General features: G+C 45.9%; 14 protein-coding genes. 12 read left to right on the top strand and 2 right to left on the bottom strand.

What is annotated here, in order from left to right; translation table 11 throughout:
* The first annotated feature begins 121 nt into the window (after positions 1–121).
* Entirely contained in the window at positions 122–1012 is an 891-nt protein-coding gene (locus QUA78_RS25655) for an alpha/beta fold hydrolase (RefSeq protein ID WP_333303679.1), read from the top strand.
* Positions 1013–1579: 567 nt separating this feature from the next.
* Here the strand turns inward: QUA78_RS25655 and QUA78_RS25650 are convergent.
* Positions 1580–2461: a Cof-type HAD-IIB family hydrolase gene (locus tag QUA78_RS25650; protein WP_333303680.1), complete on the bottom strand. Its 882-nt coding sequence runs from the start codon at positions 2459–2461 to the stop codon at positions 1580–1582.
* A gap of 362 nt (positions 2462–2823) precedes the next feature.
* Here QUA78_RS25650 and QUA78_RS25645 point away from each other — a divergent pair, with 362 nt between their 5' ends.
* The 7 genes from QUA78_RS25645 to clpP all read left to right on the top strand — a co-directional run bounded on the left by QUA78_RS25645 (position 2824) and on the right by clpP (position 12837).
* Entirely contained in the window at positions 2824–8334 is a 5511-nt protein-coding gene (locus tag QUA78_RS25645; protein WP_333303681.1) for an ATP-binding sensor histidine kinase, read from the top strand.
* A 48-nt stretch (positions 8335–8382) separates the two neighbouring features.
* Entirely contained in the window at positions 8383–9795 is a 1413-nt protein-coding gene (locus tag QUA78_RS25640; protein ID WP_333303682.1) for an adenylate/guanylate cyclase domain-containing protein, read from the top strand.
* Positions 9796–9885: 90 nt separating this feature from the next.
* Positions 9886–11103, top strand: coding sequence for a heparan-alpha-glucosaminide N-acetyltransferase domain-containing protein (locus QUA78_RS25635; protein WP_333303683.1), 1218 nt, complete (start codon positions 9886–9888; stop codon positions 11101–11103).
* A gap of 110 nt (positions 11104–11213) precedes the next feature.
* Positions 11214–11435 (top strand): hypothetical protein, encoded by a 222-nt coding sequence (locus QUA78_RS25630; RefSeq protein WP_333303684.1) that lies wholly within the window; start codon positions 11214–11216, stop codon positions 11433–11435.
* A complete protein-coding gene (locus QUA78_RS32970) occupies positions 11435–11617 on the top strand; it encodes a type II toxin-antitoxin system PemK/MazF family toxin (RefSeq protein WP_445242671.1) in 183 nt (60 codons plus the stop codon). Before QUA78_RS25630 ends, QUA78_RS32970 begins: the two co-directional genes overlap by 1 nt.
* Before the next feature lie 173 nt (positions 11618–11790).
* The gene (locus QUA78_RS25625) at positions 11791–11961 is read left to right on the top strand and encodes a DUF433 domain-containing protein (RefSeq protein WP_333399096.1); all 171 of its coding nucleotides are present in this window, start codon (positions 11791–11793) and stop codon (positions 11959–11961) included.
* 243 nt (positions 11962–12204) lie between these two features.
* Complete coding sequence (gene clpP, locus QUA78_RS25620; RefSeq protein WP_333399099.1) at positions 12205–12837, top strand: ATP-dependent Clp endopeptidase proteolytic subunit ClpP; 633 nt, start codon at positions 12205–12207, stop codon at positions 12835–12837.
* A gap of 214 nt (positions 12838–13051) precedes the next feature.
* On the opposite strand, the gene QUA78_RS25615 is transcribed toward clpP, so the two are convergent.
* The gene (locus QUA78_RS25615; protein ID WP_333399095.1) at positions 13052–14047 is read right to left on the bottom strand and encodes a hypothetical protein; all 996 of its coding nucleotides are present in this window, start codon (positions 14045–14047) and stop codon (positions 13052–13054) included.
* An 876-nt stretch (positions 14048–14923) separates the two neighbouring features.
* Here QUA78_RS25615 and QUA78_RS25610 point away from each other — a divergent pair.
* The 4 genes from QUA78_RS25610 (at position 14924) to QUA78_RS25595 (ending at position 19950) form a co-directional block, all read left to right on the top strand.
* Positions 14924–17293, top strand: coding sequence for a ribonuclease R family protein (locus QUA78_RS25610; RefSeq protein ID WP_333399098.1), 2370 nt, complete (start codon positions 14924–14926; stop codon positions 17291–17293).
* Between the two features lie 508 nt (positions 17294–17801).
* Positions 17802–18419 carry a flavin prenyltransferase UbiX gene (locus QUA78_RS25605; RefSeq protein WP_333306908.1) on the top strand — a complete coding sequence of 206 codons (618 nt, stop codon included), beginning with the start codon at positions 17802–17804 and terminating at the stop codon, positions 18417–18419.
* A 72-nt stretch (positions 18420–18491) separates the two neighbouring features.
* Positions 18492–19376 (top strand): LapA family protein, encoded by an 885-nt coding sequence (locus QUA78_RS25600; protein WP_333306907.1) that lies wholly within the window; start codon positions 18492–18494, stop codon positions 19374–19376.
* A 22-nt stretch (positions 19377–19398) separates the two neighbouring features.
* Positions 19399–19950 carry a shikimate kinase gene (locus QUA78_RS25595; protein ID WP_333306905.1) on the top strand — a complete coding sequence of 184 codons (552 nt, stop codon included), beginning with the start codon at positions 19399–19401 and terminating at the stop codon, positions 19948–19950.
* Positions 19951–20285 lie beyond the last annotated feature (335 nt).

The following is a 20285-nucleotide window of genomic DNA, read 5'->3' as shown; positions in this document are numbered from 1 at the left end:
CATCGGGCATTGGGCATCGGGCATTGGGAATAATGTTCTTGTGGGGCATTGCTTCTAGCCCGCTCCTAAAGAGATGGTGCTGCTATGATGAAAGTAGTTAACGAAACTTTACATAATAGCCGTGACTGCACAACAATTAGTATCTGCAACGAGTTTTGAAAAGCTAATTTGGACTTGGAAAGGTCACAAAATCCAATATACCGTCCAAGGAACCGGCCGCCCTCTGATCTTGATTCACGGATTTGGGGCTTCGATCGGACATTGGCGGCAAAATATTCCCGTACTCGCGGCCGGCGGCTATCGTGTATTTGCTCTGGACTTGCTGGGATTCGGTGCTTCCGCCAAACCAGCCCTAGATTACACTCTGGAATTGTGGGAAGAATTGCTGACAGATTTCTCGGCGGATCTGGTACAGGAACCGGCTGTATTTGTCGGGAATTCGATCGGCGCTTTGCTGAGTTTGATGGTAGTCGCCAACCATCCAGAAATATCAGCCGGCGGTGTTTTAATCAACTGTGCTGGCGGGCTCAACCACCGGTCCGACGAACTAAATTTCCCGCTGCGAGTAGTGATGGGGACTTTTACTAAATTAGTTCGATCGCCCCTGATCGGCCCCTTTGTATTCAACAACATCCGCCAAAAACACCGCATCCGCAACACCCTGCGCCAAGTCTACAGCAACCGCGAAGCCATCACCGACGAACTCGTAGAACTCCTCCACGCCCCCTCCTGCGAGCCCGGAGCTCAACAGGTGTTTGCCTCAATTCTCACAGCCCCAGCAGGCCCTCAACCCTCAGAACTGCTGCCCAAAGTCGATCGTCCGTTATTGGTACTTTGGGGCGCAGACGACCCCTGGACGCCAATCGCCGGCAGCCAGATTTATCAACAATTGGCAGCCAACGGTAAACCAGTGAAATTTGTTTCAATTCCCAACACGGGCCACTGTCCCCACGACGAGCGGCCTAGTGAAGTCAACGCTCTAATTTTGGACTGGCTAGTGGAAGTGAAGTAAAATTTTTTCGGCTCGGATGCAACCTTGGGCGATCGAGTCAAACCCTTGCATTGCAAAAGTTTGGCCTCGCTCCACCGCACCGACACCCCGGCAGCAGCCGACTCAAAAAACAATTTTTGTAAAAAGTATTGACACAATTTACTGAGTCAGCTATATTGATGGACGTGTGAGGAGCGAACCAGAAGAAGCACCGAGACGAAACACGGCCAGTCGTCGGTGCTTTTTCTGTTGGAAGGCATTTTTAAGAGTTTTAAATTATCTATAATTCACATCCAGAATATCTGTAAGCGCGGCCCGCTTTCTTCATTTCTCCCTTCGCGATAAGAGCGCTTACGCGCCTCGAAGCGGTTCGTTAAATAAATATTCTGATGTTGCAAAAAAAGTAATTGACTGCACTCGATCTCAAAAAGTCAGACAGTGTTGATTTCTTTTGATAATCAAAACTTGATTGCATAGAACTCAAAACTAGACAGTTATATAATAAATTGTCGCTAAGTCGGGGCGGGTTTTTCTAGATTTTTTCCAGATATCGGCAAACCCGCCCCTGCGGTATTTGTGCTACAAATATCAACGATCGCCCAAAACAAATTGTTCGATCGCAGCAGCCACCCCATCATCCTCCACATCCGGCGCTACCCAATTAGCAGTAGCCTTCACGCCATCAGGAGCATTGCCCATCGCCACGCCCACACCCGCGTAGGCAATCATTTCTAGATCGTTAAAATTGTCGCCTATCGCCATCACGTTCGCCGCCTGCAAACCCAAAAGTTCCTCCGCTAAATACTGCACAGCATCTCCCTTATTCGCCAAAGGATGCGTAACTTCAAAAAAAGTAGCAACCGATCGAGTCAAATAAAGCTCAGCAGGCGTGTAGCGCTGCCGCATACTGCTGAGCAACCCGTCGAGTACCCCCGGATTCTGGCACAAAGCCAAAACTTTCGTCGGTTCCCCCGGAATATCTCGCCGCAAATCTTTAATCACAATTGGTTCAATGCGCGCTCGTTCGGCATAAATTCGGGTAGCTGCGGTAATTTCCGGCACGTAAAGTTGGTCGTCAATGTAGAAATGGATCGAAAGGAGCGGTCGCAAATGCGGTTCTTCAAAATAATCTAACAGTTGCAGAGCTGTTTGTTTCGACAGTGGCAAGTGCCGGAGCCGCTTTTGAGTAGCCGGATCTTGAATCCACGCGCCCTGGTAGCAAATCAGCGGCAAAGTTGAGCCAATGTCGCGATGAAAACGCAAAGCCGAGCGGTACATCCTGCCCGTAGCGATGGCCACTTTCACTCCCCGCGACTCGGCAGCCAGAATTGCCTGCTTGACGGATTCTCCGATGTCATTTGACACACCTGCGATCGTGCCGTCGATATCCAGTACCAGTAGTTTAATCTCTGCGGTACCAAAAGCGCGATCGGTCGCAGTGGCTGGATTTGAAGCAGTTATATTCTGCATGATTGTTTTTAGATTTTAGCTGTTGATTTGCATACACCAGTTTATTTTGGCACTGCCGGGATAGCAAAGTGCAACTTCTAATTTTTTGAAGACTAAGATATATATAAGTAAGTAAGCGCCAAAAAAAAGTATCTAGGAGAAGCATTTAGGGACGGGTTTAGCTAGGCTATATAATAGCAGCCAGTTTACTGTCGTAAAAACCGCCCTCGACCTGCGATCTGTATTTTCACTTACTTAATAATACTTCGTTAAAAAAAATCACTCTAGGCAAGATCTAAACCCTTATGTCATCAATCATTCCCAATCTAAAATCTCAAATCTAAAATCGTATAACCCTACCTTTCAAACCACATCCAAACAGCATGATTACCATTCCGGGATACCGCATTGACGGAAAAATTTATACAAACTCTCACACAGCTATTTATCGAGGGATACAGCTTGAGGAACAAAAACCCGTTATCCTCAAAACTCTCACGCCACCATACCCTAATCCAGCCCAAATAGCCCAACTCCTGCACGAATCCGAAATCCTTAAAAATTTAAATTTCCCAGGAATAGTCAAGCTTTACAAAATAGAAAAATACAATCACTTTCCTGTTTTAGTTTTAGAAGATTTTGGCGGCATTTCCCTAAAAGACTTTCTCAGCAACAACCAGCTAGAGTTACAACAATTTCTGCAGATTGGCATAAAACTAGCAGAAACTATCGGGCAACTCCACGAACACCACATCATCCACAAAGATATTAAACCCAGCAATATTATTGTCAATATCGAGACCGGAGATGTCAAGATTGCTGATTTTGCGATCGCCTCGCTGCTACCAGGCGAAAATCAAGCTCTCAGCCATCCCAATTTACTCGAAGGAACCCTCGCCTATATGTCTCCCGAACAAACGGGACGCATGAATCGGGCGATCGACTACCGCACCGATTTTTATTCTTTAGGCGTCACTTTTTATGAAATGCTCTGTAGCGAATTGCCTTTTAATGCGATCGATCCAATGGAGTTAGTACACTGCCATATTGCGAAAAGCCCAGTTTCTCCTTGTAATAATAGAAAGCATAAAATAGAAGGTAGAATCAATCAAGCACAAACCGAGGAGATTCCTCAAGTCGTTTCCGATCTCGTGATGAAACTACTAGCAAAAACCGCAGAAGATAGGTATCAAAGTGCTTTCGGACTTGGGTGCGACTTAGAGAATTGTCTCGAACAACTCCAAACAACGGGCGAAATTTCTCACATCACCCTCGGCGAGCAAGATCGATCGAGTCACCTGCAAATTTCCCAAAAACTTTACGGGCGAGAAACCGAAGTTAATCTGCTGCTCAGTACCTTCGATCGCATGAGGCGAGGAAATACAGAAATCGTGCTGATTTCGGGTTGTGCCGGTCTGGGCAAATCGTTGTTAGCCTATGAACTCTCTAAGCCGATAGTGCGCGAAAACGGGTATTTTATTGACAGCAAATTTGAGCAATTTAAGCGCGATATTCCTTACGGTTTTTTGCTCCAAGCTTTTCAAGAGTTGTTGCGGCAAATCCTCACAGAAACTCCCGCCCAAGTCCAAGTTTGGAGACAAAAAATATTAAATGATATCGGCGGCAACTGCCAAGTAATTATTGAAGTTATTCCCGAAGTAGAACTGATTGTCGGGTCGCAACCCCCAGTGCCAGATTTAGGAGCAAATGAATCTCAAAACCGCTTTAATTTAGTATTTCAAAAATTTATCCGCGTCTTTACTCAAAAAAAACACCCTCTGGTAATATTCCTCGACAATTTGCAGTGGGTCGATTCAGCATCACTCAAGTTAATACAACTGTTAGCAACTGACCTCAAAAGTCAATACTTATTAATAATTGGAGCCTATCGAGAACAGGAAGTAGATGCAAATCATCCCGTAATGCTGACTGCAGAAGCAATTTGCAAAGCAGGCGTGACTGTGAGTGCGATCGCCCTTTCGCCTTTTGATATTAACAGCGTCAATCAATTCGTTGCAGACACTCTGAACTGCGAACCAGAAAAATCGCTAACTTTAGCAGAATTGCTGTTTAAACAAACCGCAGGAAATCCATTTTTTTTGAAGCAATTTATGAAGTCTCTTTACTCTAAAAAATTGCTCCAGTTTAAATTTGAACCGTCGGAAAAATCCGTAGAGCGAGCCGAACGTTACATTTCTGACTGTACCCAAACAAGCCCAGAGCGAGTTGTGAAAAAAAGCCAACTCAAAGGCGAGTGGCAGTGGGATATCGAGCAAATACAAGAAATGGGAATAACTGACAATGTTGTAGAATTAATGATAGATAACATTCAAAAACTTTCAGATAATACCCAGAAAATGCTCAAATTAGCCGCTTGTATTGGCAACAAATTTGATTTAGGAATTCTCTCGAATATCGGCGAAAAACCTCTGGGTTCCACAGCAACAGACCTCTGGGAAGCACTTCAGTCCGGTCTGATTTTGCCCGTGAATAACGCCTACAAAATTCCGATAGCGCTAGCAGCAAGCACAGAATTAACAAACCAAATATCTAGAGATTTTACAGATGAATTGTCCCTACCTGATGCTGCTGGCGCGAGTTACAAATTTTTGCACGAGCGAGTGCAGCAAGCAGCTTATGCTTTAATCTCCGATTCTCATAAACAAGAAACCCATCTCAAAATAGGCAGATTTTTACTACAAAATGCGCAGCAAGAACAATTAGAAAAGCATATTTTTGAGACTGTTAACCAACTAAATGCAGCCCAAAAAATTATCAGCGGTGAATTAGAAAAATTTCAAGTATGCCAATTAAATTTAATTGCAGGCGGCCAAGCAAAAGCAAGTGCAGCTTACGAACTCGCCGTCAAATATTTAACCGTAGGTATTGAGCTGCTTCCCCCCGAAAGTTGGCAAACTGACTACGACTTGACTCTTGCGCTCTACGAGTCAGCGGCAGAAGCAGCTTACCTAAATACGGAGTTTGAACAAATGGAAAAATGGGCAGAAATTGTCCTGCAACAAGCAAAAAATGAACTAGACAAAATCAAAGTTTTTGAAATTAGAATCACAGCTTGTGCGATGCAAACCAAACTCCAAGAATCGGTAAAAATTGGTCGGGAAGCACTAAAAATGTTAGGAATAAACTTTCCAGAATCGCCGAGTCCTCTCCACATTCAGCAAGTATTGACCCAAACCGCAGCTTATTTTACCGACGAAAAAAAGATAGAAGATTTAATTAACTTGCCTGTGATGACTAATCTGCGAAAACTAGCAACAATGCGCCTGCTTTCCAGTATGTTTTCAGCTACGTTTATAGTTGAGCCAGTGCTGCTGCCGCTGATTGTATGTGAGCAAGTCAATTTATCTATTAACTACGGAAATTCTGCTTTTTCCGCCTTCGGGTATGCTAATTACGGAGCAATTTTAAAAGGAATATTTAGAGATATTGAATCAGGCGCTCGCTTCGGTCAATTAGCTTTAAAGTTGATCGATAAATTAAATGCTGTAGAGTTCAAAAGCAAGACGCTTAATTTAGTAGCATTCATTTTGATGCACGGCAAGCATCACGTTAAAGACACTTTACCGCTGTTAGAGGAAGCCTATCAAAGCGCGCTAGAAAACGGTGATTTAGAAGGTGTCGGATATTCGGCAGTAAATATTTGTCAGTCTTTGTATTTCATCGGCCAAGAATTGCCGCAACTAGAACATAAAATGGCAAATTACAACTATTTACTGTGTCAACTAAAGCAAGAAACGGTATTGACATGGAATCAAATATATCGGCAAACAGTTTTGCAATTGATGGGAAACTTACCAAGTTCTGAAGTTTTATTAGGTGAAGCTTACAACGAAGAAAAATTGTTGCCACTGCTGTTGACAGCTAACGATCGGGTTGGACTCCAGCACTTTTATTTACAGAAATTAATCTTAGCGTATTTATTTGGAGATGTCGAGCGAGCGCTAGAAAATGCAGCGCAAGCCGAAGTGTATTTAGACGGAGTTGCGGGCTTTATTAATGTTCCTGAATACCATTTTTACGATGCTCTCGTGCGACTAGCAGCATATCCATCTGCCCCAAAGGAAGAACAAGAAGAGCATCTTTTTTACGCAACAGGTAACAGAAAAAATTTGCAAAATAAAGCGCTTTCTGCCCCTATGAACCTTCAGCACAAGTGCGACTTAATCACCGCAGAAAAAGCGCGAGTGTTGGGCAATATTGTGAGAGCAATGGAATATTACGACTCCGCAATTCAAGGCGCTCAAGAAAACGGATACATACAGGTACAAGCACTTGCAGCAGAATTGGCCGGAGCATTTTATCTATCCATAGGGCGATCCAAAATTGCTAAGACTTACTTGATAGAGGCACGTTATTGCTATCAGCGCTGGGGAGCCAAAGCCAAGGTAGCGCATTTAGAATCAAAATACTCGCAGTTGCTAACTTCAGCCTTGATTTCAACTAATATCGAAACTCACAAATCTATCAGCAGCGCTTCTACTACCAGCAGCAGTGCAGGCGTGCTAGATTTGACAACAGCAGTCAAAGCATCGCAAGCCTTAGCTGGCGAAATAGTTCTAGACAAACTGCTAGCAAAAATGATGAAAATTGTTATTGAAAATGCCGGGGCGCAAAGAGGCTTTTTAATACTAGAAAAATCAGGTCAATGGGTGATTGAAGCATCAGGATCTGTAGATGCCGATCGCGTTGCTGTCATGCAATCAATTCCGATAGATTTTGTAGCAGAGGAGCCAGAAGTAACTTTGCTGGCAGTTGCAGTTGTCAACTATGTCGCTCGTACCCAGGAAAGCGTAGTTTTAAACGATGCCGCCCGCGAAGGACAATTTACTCGCACACCCTATATAATTGCCGTTCAACCTAAATCAATTCTTTGCACTCCTTTAATCAATCAAGGTCAACTCAGCGGCATTCTATATTTAGAAAACAATCTGACTACAGGCGCTTTTACGCCAGACAGGTTAGAAATATTAAAACTGCTGTCTTCTCAAATTTCTATCTCGATCGAAAACGCTCAACTTTACGCCAATTTGCACCAATTTAATCAGAATCTCGAAAATTTAGTACAGCAGCGTACCTCCGAGCTATCCCAAACTTTAGAAGACCTAAAATCGGCTCAAAATAAACTGGTAGAATCGGAAAAAATGGCCGCCCTCGGAGGGTTGGTTGCAGGTGTTGCCCACGAAATCAATACTCCAATCGGTATCGGCATCACCGCCGCTTCTCTGCTAGCTGAAAAAGCCACAAAATTTTTTGAGCTTTACACCAACGGCCAAATTAAACGCTCTGAGTTAGAAAAGTTTCTGGATACCGCCATGCAAAGCAGTAATATGATCTTATCCAACCTCACGCGGGCGGCAGACTTGATTCACAGTTTTAAAGAAGTCGCAGTAGATCAGTCGAGCGAATTCAAACGCACGTTTAACTTAAAAAACTATCTAGAGGAAATTTTGACATCCTTAAGTGCCAAACTCAAAAGAACTAAACACAAAATAGAGATTAAGTGCGATGAAAATATTTTACTGAACAGTTACCCTGGGGTGCTGTGTCAAATTGTGACAAATCTGGTGTTGAATTCCCTAATTCACGCTTACGATAGAGAAGACGAAGGAATTCTGACCTTTGATTTCAAACTAGAGGGCGATCGGCTAATATTTGAATATGCCGATAACGGCAAAGGAATTGCCCCAGAAAATCTCAGTAAAATTTTTGAACCGTTTTTCACTACCAAAAGAGGTCAGGGCGGTACCGGATTGGGACTGCACATTATTTATAACCTTGTTACTCAAAAACTCAACGGCACAATTCGCTGCGAAAGTCAAGTAAAAAAAGGCACAAAATTTATGATTGAATTTCCCGCTAAAATGAGCAATTAGTTATTATACCGCCAACATGAATATAACTTTTATTTAGGAGCACGATAAATGTCAGAAGCTAGTAAAAACCTGTTGGCTGCGGGCGATGACGAATTAATCGCGGCGGGCGACGATGAATTAATATTTGCCGAAGAAGACGAGGTGGAAGAAAAGCCGATAGAAGCCAGTTGGAAAATATTAATTGTAGACGATGAAATAGAAATTCACAATATTACAAAACTAGCCTTAAAAGAATTTACATTTGAAAACAAACTCATCACATTTATTAGCGCTTACTCAGGCAAAGAAGCCAAAGAAATGATCCAAGACCATCCAGATATAGCATTGATTTTACTGGATGTAGTTATGGAAACAGAAGAGGCAGGCTTGGAAGTAGTAAAATACATCCGCGATATTTTAGACAATAAGATAGTGCGGATTATTTTACGCACTGGACAGCCGGGACAAATCCCTGAAGATGTAGTAATTGTCAGCTACGATATTAACGATTACAAAACTAAAACAGAACTGACAAACAAAAAGTTATTTACCACGGTAGTAACAGCACTGAGAGCATTTCGCTCCCTGACTCAAATCGAAGCCAGCAAAAGCGAACTCGAAAAAATTGCAACAGCTTCCGCCCGCTTTGTTCCCCGGGAATTTTTAAAATTTCTTAAAATTGAAAGCATTGTTGATGCGAGATTGGGAGACTCTGTACAGGCAGAAATGACGATTATGTTTGCCGATATTCGATCTTTTACAAGTCTGTCAGAAAGTATGTCTCCCCGAGAAAACTTTAATTTTATAAACTCTTACTTAAGCCGAGTTTGCCCAGTTATCCGTCAGTACGATGGTTTTATCGATAAATACATTGGTGACGGGATTATGGCTTTGTTTCCTAACAGGGCTGAAGATGCTGTGCAAGCAGCAATTGAGATGCAGCAGCAAGTTAAAATTTATAACAGACATAGGCAAAATAGTGGCTATCAACCTATTTCGATCGGCATTGGTTTGCATACGGGAACTTTAATGTTAGGTACGATTGGCGAAGCGGAACGAATGGAAAGTACGGTGATTTCTGATGCCGTTAATTTAGCTTCCCGGGTGGAAGGATTGACAAAGCTTTATGGAGTTGGTATTGTAGCTAGCGTCCAAACCCTTTGCCGGATCGACGATCCTCAACATTACAAGTGTCGGTTTCTCGATCGCGTTCAAGTAAAAGGAAAACAAACACCTGTTGCTGTATTTGAAATTTACGACGGCGACTCGGATACAATCATCGAATTAAAAGCACAAACCCAAACTTATTTTGAACAGGGAATTTTTTTTCACTACCAGCAACAATTCGCGCAAGCAAGGCAAATGTTTCTGCGCGTCTTGCAAGTCAACAAGTATGATAAGGCAGCAGCTTTTTATGCAGAACGCTGCGAGATGTTGATGAAGAATGCAGTTATTATGACTCTGGAAGGAATTGAAATTTAGTTAAGGGGTAATGGGTTATGGGTAATTGATAATTGGTAATTAGTAGTTTTTCTTTCTTCCCTCGAACCTCTTCCTTCTCCCTTCTCCCCCATGCGCTTAAAATCCCTTGATGTTTTTCGCGGAATTGCGATCGCCTCGATGATTCTAGTCAACAACCCCGGCAGTTGGAAACAGGTGTATCCGCCACTAGATCACGCAGAATGGAACGGCTGCACCCCGACAGACTTAGTATTTCCTTTTTTCCTGTTCATCGTTGGCTGCGCGATGTCTTTCTCGCTGTCTAAATACACTCAAATTTCTAAAAAATCCGGTGCAGCAAAATCCCAATTGTTAGTAGAAACAGAGGAACAAAAAAACGCTGATAAAAAACCTGCTTCCTTGTTCCTTCTTACTGCTTCAAATATTTACTGGCGAATTGCGCGCCGCACCGCGATTCTATTTGTATTAGGATTGCTGCTAAATACATCTTCGATCGCCCTTGACGTACTTCTCAACAGCGCCCCGGTGGAGAACTTCGGTAAAATCCGCATCATGGGAGTATTGCAGCGCATCGGCTTAGCTTACTTTATCAGTGCGATCGCCATTCTCAACCTTTCCCCCCGCAATCAAAAACTGCTCGCTGTTGCCGTGCTTTTGGGCTATTGGGGTGCATTGACCGTATTTGCTGTAGGGGGGTACACTGCCGGCGAACTCACGCCAGAAGGAAATTTAGGAGGATATGTCGATCGGCTAATTCTCGGTAGCCAACACCTGTACAAAGGCGGCCCCTTCGACCCCGAAGGATTGTTGAGTACCTTACCCGCAGTTGTAACAGTCATGATCGGGTACTTTACAGGAGAGTGGCTGCGCGTACAGCCAATCAAAACCCGCACCAGTATCAACTTAGCAATCTGCGGCCTCAGTTGCCTAATAATTGGCCGTTTGTGGGGATTTTCCTTTCCGATCAACAAACAACTTTGGACGAGTTCCTATGTAGTCTTTACCGCAGGTTGGGCGTTGCTATTGCTAGCCGCTTGCTACGAAACAATAGAAGTGCGGGATTGGAAATGGGGGAGGCCGTTTGAAATCATGGGATTGAATGCCATTTTCCTGTTTGTTGCTTCCGGTATTGTCGCCAGAATCCTGTTAAAAACTCATATCGGCAGCGGGGAAACTGCTCCAACAACTTACACTTGGATTTATGAAAACTGGTTTGTGCCGTGGGCGGGGCCTCTGAATGGTTCCCTAGCATTTGCCGTGACTGCGGTATTATTTTGGTGGTTAATTTTGTATGGAATGTATCGCCGTGGTTGGGCGATAAAAATTTGAGTAGTTTGGTATGTAGTTGATATAATTTTTTTAACTATCTGAGATCAAGGCGATCGATATTCCGATTCAGACACCAGTTTAGGTTACAATTGAAGGCAGGAGGACTTTTTATGCCGACTACTGCTCAAGAAATCTATATTCAAGTTGTCCACACTTTGTCACCAACGGAGCGGCTACGCTTGGCAACTCTGATCCTCAACGAGTTATCAAACCAAAATGTCTCTGTCGTCGAGCAAAGTGAGACCTGGACTGAGCAAGATTGCCTCGATGTAACAATGTTTTCGTTGCAATACGCAGCTACACTTTTCCCGGAGAGTGAGGAGATGGATTAGTGAAATTCAATCCTGGTGATGTAGTAACAGCAGATTTTCCAGGTGTCACAGGTGTTAAACGTCGCCCTGTTGTGGTTTTGTCCTCGACTACTTATCATAGAAACCGCCCTGATTTCATAGTTGGGTTAATCACTACCCAGACAACAAATCTTGGCTCTACTGACTATACTCTGCAAGATTGAGCATCCGCAGGTTTGAGAATTGTATCTGTTTTCCGCAGTTTCATTCTTACTTTACCGCCTTCTGCCAACCTGATTTTGATAGGGCATTTATCCGAACGTGATTGGAGTGCTGTTCGCGCCTGTGTAAAAGTAGCTTTAGTAGAATTGGACGATCGCCCACCGTCATCAGATTCATGACTCCCAAAAATTTTTATATGACATCCACACTACCTATCATTCATAGCGACCCCGACATTTTAGGGGGAAATCCTGTCTTTATGGGTACTCGCGTCCCGATGAAGACTGTGCTTGATTGTCTCGAAGCTGGTGATTGGCTAAATGAGTTTCAAAGGCTTTTTTCCTAGTGTCAGCCCCGATCGAGCGATTTCAGTTGTCGCAATGATACGATCGCCACATAACAACGTTTATTGATGTCGGCTTCCTCAACATCGATCGCCTGCGTGATCGGAAATCCGATCGCACCCCCGCTACAACTTCCACAAATTACCGCCCCAACCCCGCCCAGCTAAAGGATTTTGCCGATTTCTCGATCGCCCGCCACCGATCGCTAACTATAACTGAGCCCTAATCGCTAAAATTAAAAAAAGATACGTAATAGGCAGGCCCGGTCAATGATCCCAACAGTTATAGAACAATCCGGTCGCGGCGAACGCGCCTTTGACATTTACTCGCGACTCCTGCGCGATCGCATCGTCTTCTTGGGCCAACAGGTTGACTCAGATTTGGCTAACCTGATCGTTGCCCAATTGCTATTTTTAGACGCCGAAGACCCGGAGAAAGATATTTACCTCTATATCAACTCCCCAGGGGGTTCGGTAACAGCAGGTATGGGCATTTTTGACACGATGAACCACATCCGCCCCGACATTTGCACTATTTGTCTCGGTTTGGCAGCCAGCATGGGCGCTTTTCTGTTGAGTGCCGGCGCTAAAGGCAAGCGGATGAGTTTGCCTCACTCCCGGATTATGATCCACCAACCTCTAGGCGGAGCTCAAGGACAAGCAACCGATATTGAAATTCAGGCCAAAGAGATTTTGTACCACAAACGCCGCCTGAACGAACATCTTGCCAACCATACCGGTCAGCCGCTTTCCCGCATTGAAGAAGATACCGAACGGGATTTCTTCATGTCCGCTGAAGAAGCAAAGGACTACGGATTAGTCGATCAAGTGATCGATCGCCGTCCTTCCGCCAGCCGCCCGATCGCCGCCGTCGCGTAAATTAAACGTTAAAAATCAAAAATGAGGAAATATTCTTCATTTTTGATTTTTAATTTTTAACAGTCATATAGCAGTTTTCAGTGGAGTGAATTACAGATGCTGGGGCGCATGATACAGCGTCATAGTTAAGTCCTTACTGTATTTCATACAATTGAAAACTGCTATATGTAGCTTTTTCTAAAAAAACATCACACCTAGAAACCCTACATAATTACTAGGGCAAAGATTCGAGATATTGCAGGAAGTCGAGCAATTCTACTTGATTTAAGAAATGGCGCGCTTCTTTGCCATAAGCTTGTTTGAGATGATCTTTTCCTTGGTTGGCAGTCCAGCCCAGCCGCTGGATTTCCTCAGTGGTTCTGCTATAGATTTCCAGATATTCTAGGAAATCTACTAACTCTTCGCTAGAAAGCTCTCTCTGCGACGACTTGCCGTAATTGTGTTCCAGACACTGGGTTTCCTGTGGTTTTTTCCATCGCAGCCGTTTGAGGATGGCGTCTATTTGGGCGATCGTATCAGAATTATCCTCGATCGCATCGCTCGGAATTCCCACTGCGATCGGTTGCAATTCCCTGACTTCGGCCGCACCCTGTAGCAGTTCACTTGGGCTAGCAGTCGGCACATCCAATTCCGCGATCGGTTCGCCGTAGCTGGAAGAAAGCCAAGCGTCCGAGTCTAACTGCTTCGGTACAAATCCAGTAGTCTCCACGCGATCGACCGTTGGCGGCAGCGGTTCCGGTACAGGTGCGATCGGCTCTTCATTTAATTTCGCTTCAGTATTGACAAAATTGCTTTGATGTGGTACAGAAACTTTGTCGGCAACAGGCATTTCTAGAACAGGAAGAGGAGCAAGAGCAGGCGGAACAGGAACGGGAACAGCAGCAGGAGGGGGAACGGGAACAGCAGCAACCGGAACACTTGTCGGCGGAACAGGAACCGGAACAGCAGCAACCGGAGCAACCGGAGCAACCGGAGCCGGAGAAACACTCGCGATCGCACTCGCGGGATCGGCAACTCCGAGGACAGCGATCGCCCGCAACCGGGCGCGGTCTTCAGCATCCTCAACAGACTCAGCAGCCGACATAGCCGTAGCAATAGTTTTGCCGTCAACCTGAACCAGACAGCGAACAACAAACTTACCGTGATGAACAGTCAGCAACTCACAGATTAACTGTCCAGCGGGATAAAGGGCGCGAAATTCAGCAAACATAATTTTTTGACCCCGAAACCAGGAGGGGCTTATGACTTAAGTGTAGTACAGCCCAAAGAAAACAATTTTCTGAAAGCACATATTCAACATACAATAAATTAAAGGTGAGTCATCCGCGCAACCTTTCACGCCACTAAACCCCATCCCACATCCAGCGGTTTAAGCTAACAAGCATCGGGCGTCATTTCTATCTATAGGAGATGACACAGCAACTAAGCAAAAGTAGTAAAAGTCTCCGGTTTTGTGTACCTTGCACTTTCTACAGCACAGATTGCTCCCGACCCGCTCGTTGCACCTCCGTCCGCAAGGGCAGATCGCGTGCAAAAAACAGGGGCATCGCAGCAGCGAGCTACTAGCAATTTTGCCTTGAGCCGGTAAATTCTTTGCTAAAGCAAGAAGCAAGAGGCACTTCAAAAGGCAGAAGGAACAAGGCAGAAGGAACAAGGCAGAAGGAAGAAATGCAAATTTTCTCCCTCTCCATCTCTCCATCGGCTCATCCTCGACTCAAGCCGTCGCTTTCAGTATCGAGCCATCTTTTAAGAACCGACAGGGGCTTTCTAATTCGCGAAGTGCTCGGCGCTGCTGACCTAAAAGCAAAAAAACCAACGCTAAAAAATTGTATTGGGGAATAGCGTGCGGGACAGTTTTCTGCACCGTCAGCCGTCAGTTCAAGACAGACAGCAGACAATTAGCACGAAGCCCGTGTCGGGAGAGAAGCTCAAAAAATCCTCGCGCTCAAACAAGGTGGCTGTGCTCGCGTCTCCACCTATTAACCCGCGCATTTGTTGGGAAGCAGGCACTGCGAGGGCCCGAGGGAGTGCGGCTGATTTCGCCAAAATTAGACTAATTGCTGGAAACAAGAGGATCGATCGCTACATGGAATTTTCTATCGCTGCACTGCTGGCAAATTTTACAGAAGACAAATTAGTGGCTCCTAAAGCATTGGAGAAAAAACTCGACTGCAACGACGCCACCAGTCAACTCAAACTTCAAATCGCATTAGAAGCTTTAGAGAAAATTGGCATATTAGTCAAAGACAAAGGTCGCTATCGCCGAGTAGCTGAAGACGACGTAGTAGAAGCAAAACTGCGCTGTTCGAGCAAAGGATTTTGCTTTGCAATTCAAGACGCCGAAGGCTCAGAAGACGTTTACGTGCGGGAAAGTCATCTCTCGACAGCTTGGAATGGCGATCGAGTCTTAGTCAAAATCATCAAAGAAGGTAGCCGCCGCCGATCGCCCGAAGGCGAAGTCATGCTCATCCTCGAACGCGCCAACCCCTCGGTACTCGCGCGAGTCAAGCAAACCGCCACCCCCACCGGCCGCGTCAGCTACAGAGCAATCCCCCTGGACGATCGCCTGTTGTTTGAACTAGACTTGCTCGCAAATGGCACAAATCTCCAAGAGGCGATCGACCACCTAGTACACGTCGAAGTCAAACGCTACCCCCTCGGCACTCATCGGCCAGTCGGCAAAGTAGTACAGGTACTCGGTTCCGACGCCGAAGCCGCTGACGACCTCGACATCGTATGCTGCAAACACGACTTGCCGCGATCGTTCCCCGCCACCGTCATCAAAGCAGCCGAAAACTTGCCCAGCAAAGTCAAAAAAACCGACATCAAAAAACGGCTAGACTTGCGTAACATCCTGACTGTTGCCTTCAGCAAAAACGAACCGGGAACAACCAACAGCGAATTTAACGATGCCCCTCAAGCTGAGCAGGAAAATCTCTCCGAAGGAGCAGCCGAAAACGAGTTTGACCCGACATCATTCCTCTCCGATCCGCCAGTGGAACGCGCTTTGTCGATCGAAACCCTGAAGCCCGGCCGCTGGCAAGTAGGAATCCACATCAGCGACGCCGCCGAGTACGTGCAGCCAGAAACCCCGATCGACCGCGAAGCCCGCAAGCGAGGAACCGCCGCCCATCTGGGAGACAAAATCATCGCCGTACTGCCAGAAATCCTCAACGAGCGCTGCTCTCTGCTGCCAGATACCGAACGGCTGGCCTTCAGCATACTGCTCACCCTAGACGAATCAGGAGAACTCCTAGAATACGAAATTCAAACCAGCGTCATTCAAATTGACTACCACCTCACCTACGAGCAAGCTCAAGCAATTCTCGAACCAGGCGATGCCGAAGAGCACCCTTTGTCCTCCGCCCTCCGTCCTTTCCTAGATCAACTCGGTGCCGCCTCACAGGCAGCCAGACAGACAAGGCTGAAGCGGGGAGCTTTTGAACTAAATTTGCCCGACGCTAACTCTCACTTCGATGACGAAGGCGAATTAGGAGCTTTTGCAGTCGCTCCCCCCGCTCAGTCGGCTGTGTCCGAGTTGGTGGTACTTGCCAACCAAGCCGTCGCCACCCACCTGCAAGCCTTGGGAGTCCCAGCAATCTACCGCGTCCAGCCGATGCCAGACCCGGCAGACATTCAAGAGTTCATCAAACTCTCGAACAACCTCGGAGGCGAACTGTATCTCGAAACCGAAGAAGAAGTTCTGCCCTTTGACTTTCAGCGATTTACCCAGCAGTTTGCCGGCCTGAAGTCCGAAAGAGTTCTCACCTACCTGCTAGAAGACACGATGAAGCCCGCTGTTTACAGCACAACTCCCAAGCCGCACTTCGGTTTGGCGCTGTCAGAGGGTTACACGCGCTGCACTTCGCCGCTTTCTCGCTACGCCGATTTGCTGGTGCTGCGGGTGTTGCAAGCGGTGTTCGAGCAAGGCCGCAGCAGCCGCACTACCAGGGCTAAGGAAAAAGTTGACTTGCACCATTCCTCCTGTCACGGTCAAATTACTTGGAATGTTCTCCCCCCAGACTTGCACCACGAATTTGAGACAGAGTTTGCATCGGCCGTGGTACACCTGACGGAACGCGAAAGGGTTGCTGAGGATGCCGAAAGCGATTTGCAGGGATTGAAGAAAACCGGATTGATGAAAGAACGCACCGGGCAAACTTTCCAGGGTTTGATTACAGGTGTACAGTCTTACGGTTTCTTTGTGGAAATTGAGGTGCGGCCGCCGGAGAGCGACATCCTGCGAGTTGAAGGACTGGTACACGTTTCTTCGCTGAAGGATGACTGGTACGAATATCGATCGCGCCAGCAAACTCTAGTGGGCCGCAAAAACCGCAATCAGTACCGTTTGGGCGATCGGGTAGAAGTTCAAGTCAAGAGTGTTGACTACTACCGCCAGCAAATTGATTTAGTTGCAGTTGGTGGCGGCAGTCAAGCTTTTGATGATGATGAATAATCTGTTGACTGTTGACTGTTGACTGTTAACTTTTCTCACTACTTAGTTGTCATTGTCTGGCAACTAAGTATTAAGAAGTGGGCTGCCAACTATACTCAGCAATTATCAATAAATAATTAAGGACTATAGCCTTTCTCAGTAACATGAGGTGCTCTCGATAAGCGGGCATAGGGCATAGGGCATAGGGCATAGGGCATAGGGCATACCTCACCAAGATTGAGAACTGCTATAATACCCAATCCGGTAGCATCGTCGGGCGTCAAATCCAGTCTAAATTCAACAATCACGGACCGTGCAACCGGAATTTATATAGTTTATCTGCGTTAATCTGTGTTAATCTGCCTGTATCTGCGGTGAAAAAAAGAGAAGGTATTAACCGCAGATGACAAGAAATGGACGCTGATTCACGCAGAGGTTGAGAAGAGATATATGAATAATTCCGATGCTAACAGATTTGATATAACAACTAATTACTAACAACAGTCAACCGTCAACTAACAAATAATTAATGACGAATAACTACCCCCTCATTGTAGGAGTTACCGGTGCATCGGGACTGATTTATGCGGTGCGAACTCTAAAGTTTCTGTTGGAAGCCGATCGCGCTGTGGAACTCGTAGCTTCCAAGTCTACTTACATGGTTTGGCAAAGCGAACAGAACATCCGAATGCCTGCTGAATCTACGCTTCAAGAGGAATTTTGGCGCGAACAAGCAGGAGTACCCACAATGGGTAAACTCCGATGCCACCCCTGGCAAGATGTCGGTGCTAATATTGCTAGTGGATCGTTTCGCACCCAAGGGATGATTGTTATTCCCTGTAGCATGAGTACACTAGGAAAATTGGCGGCTGGCTTGAGCTCGGATTTGCTCGAAAGAGCGGCCGACGTTCAGCTCAAGGAAGGGCGAAAATTGGTACTCGTGCCTCGCGAAACGCCTTTTAGCTTGATTCACCTGCGGAATTTGACTACCTTGGCGGAAGCTGGAGCTAGAATTGTACCAGCGATTCCTGCTTGGTATCACAATCCGCAAACTATTGAAGATTTGGTAGACTTTGTGGTGGCTCGCGCTTTAGACCAGTTGGGGATTGATTGCGTTCCTCTCAAACGCTGGAAGGAAGAGGAGTAATAATTAGTCATTAGTCATTAGTCATTAGTTATTAGTTATTAGTGATTTACAAATTACAAATTAAAATTTGATATGCGTCCTGTTTTTTTGCTAGTGATTGTGGTAGGGCTAACTATTTTTGCCCTGCAAAATGTGGAGCCGGCATTATCGCTGGTGTTTTTGGGAATTCGATCGCCTGCTTTACCCTTATCTATCTGGATTCTGCTCAGCATGGTGGTGGGAGCTCTCACATCTTTATTGATTTCTGGTTTGCTGGCTTTTTCAAATTACCTATCTCTAACGGGAGACCGCACCGGCCGATCCAGTCGCAGCCGTCCCGATACTTTCCCAGAGGACAGCAGAACGCCTTACACGCCGCCTCCCCCTCCTAGAAAGCTGGAAATTGACCCGGATCAGAATAGGGAAAATAGCCAAACTCAGGCTGCTGGTTCTTACCGAACTGAGTACGGCACGTCGGCTGGTTACAGTGCCCGGACTTTCCACCAAGAAACTCCGAAGCCGGATGGGGCGAAGGATTACGCTCAACCGGGGACTTATGCAGCGGCAGACGATGAGGACGATTGGGTCTCAGATGGCTCAAAATCAGCGTCTCAAGGGGGTGATGACGATTGGGGGGACGATCGTGATTTTCCAGATCGACCGCAGGTAAATGACGTTGCAGAGGCAAATCTGAGGGATTACGAAGCTAAACAGGAACCGAAAAGCAAGTCTTGGGCTGGCTCGGTATACTCTTACGGCTATCGAGATCCAAACCAGTCTGGGGTGGGGCAAACTGAGTCTATCTACGATGCAGAGTATCGGGTGATCGTTCCCCCGCAAGAGGCGATACCTAAACCCGCTGATGAAGCACCGAAAAATCCTAGTGCAGAAACCGAGGATGATTGGGGATTGGATGAGGGTGATGAGTTTGAGGACGACGATCGCCCCAGTGGCGGATCGATTAACCTGAAAAAATAGAAAAATATGGGAGGATTTGCCAGTGGATTTGTTGAGGGGAGTAAATATCTATCTCGTCGGGATGATGGGTGCGGGAAAAACAACGGTGGGGCGGATTTTGGCAAGAAAATTAAAATACCGTTTTTTTGATACTGATGAACTAATTGTTCGAGTTGCTAATCAGTCAATTGCTGAGATTTTCGAGCGAAAAGGGGAAGAGGCTTTTCGGGAACTAGAAACTAAAGTGCTCGGCGAATTGTCTGCTTATAAAAATTCGGTCGTGGCTACGGGCGGCGGCATTGTGGCGCGATCGATGAATTGGGGTTACTTGCACTACGGTGTAGTGGTTTGGCTGGATGTGCCTGTAGATCAACTGTACGATCGACTGCGTTCGGACACCGCTCGACCCTTACTGCGGGAGGGCGAGATTAAATCTAAGCTGCAAAGCCTTTTTAAAGAGCGAGAGCGTTTCTACACTCAAGCAGATGTCCGAGTCTGCACCCGTGGAGGCGAAAGGCCTGAAGAAGTTGCGGCTAGGGCGATCGAGGAAATCAAAAAAGTTATCAAACCAGAAACCGGGCCCGATCTCAATTGATACATTAAGCAACCGGGTTTCTGAGAAATTAACAGGTTTTTGAGGACTTGCGATAACACTTCCCAAAAAATAATGCAACCATACGCCAGATCCAAACCAGCATATTCATAAGTCGTTCTCAAATCTAAAATCTAAATTCTAAAATTTACAATGGTATAACTTGAGTAAAAATACTTATTTTTGCCTGAGAGTGTCAGTTTAACCGCGCCATGTTTGGGAATCAACCGGGTTTGAGCGGATCTGATGCGTAAGCTTTATAACCCACATTCCGCACCCCCAACTGGCACATAGGCAGATGGAGGGGATAAAAGTGAATCATCCGAGATAATAGTGAG

Origin of the sequence: Microcoleus sp. K4-B3 (assembly GCF_036704615.1) — a bacterium.
Classification (GTDB): domain Bacteria; phylum Cyanobacteriota; class Cyanobacteriia; order Cyanobacteriales; family Microcoleaceae; genus Microcoleus.
Note: the sequence above shows the minus strand (reverse complement) of the source record. Positions and strands in the feature narration are given on the sequence as shown.

Excerpts from the sequence above, each read along its gene's own strand:
- QUA78_RS25650 (WP_333303680.1), bottom strand. The coding sequence starts at position 2,461 with ATGCAGAATATAACTGCTTCAAATCCAGCCACTGCGACCGATCGCGCT.
- QUA78_RS25645 (WP_333303681.1), top strand. The coding sequence starts at position 2,824 with ATGATTACCATTCCGGGATACCGCATTGACGGAAAAATTTATACAAAC.
- QUA78_RS25640 (WP_333303682.1), top strand. The coding sequence starts at position 8,383 with ATGTCAGAAGCTAGTAAAAACCTGTTGGCTGCGGGCGATGACGAATTA.
- QUA78_RS25635 (WP_333303683.1), top strand. The coding sequence starts at position 9,886 with ATGCGCTTAAAATCCCTTGATGTTTTTCGCGGAATTGCGATCGCCTCG.
- QUA78_RS25630 (WP_333303684.1), top strand. The coding sequence starts at position 11,214 with ATGCCGACTACTGCTCAAGAAATCTATATTCAAGTTGTCCACACTTTG.
- QUA78_RS25625 (WP_333399096.1), top strand. The coding sequence starts at position 11,791 with ATGACTCCCAAAAATTTTTATATGACATCCACACTACCTATCATTCAT.
- QUA78_RS25615 (WP_333399095.1), bottom strand. The coding sequence starts at position 14,047 with ATGTTTGCTGAATTTCGCGCCCTTTATCCCGCTGGACAGTTAATCTGT.
- QUA78_RS25610 (WP_333399098.1), top strand. The coding sequence starts at position 14,924 with ATGGAATTTTCTATCGCTGCACTGCTGGCAAATTTTACAGAAGACAAA.
- QUA78_RS25605 (WP_333306908.1), top strand. The coding sequence starts at position 17,802 with ATGACGAATAACTACCCCCTCATTGTAGGAGTTACCGGTGCATCGGGA.
- QUA78_RS25600 (WP_333306907.1), top strand. The coding sequence starts at position 18,492 with ATGCGTCCTGTTTTTTTGCTAGTGATTGTGGTAGGGCTAACTATTTTT.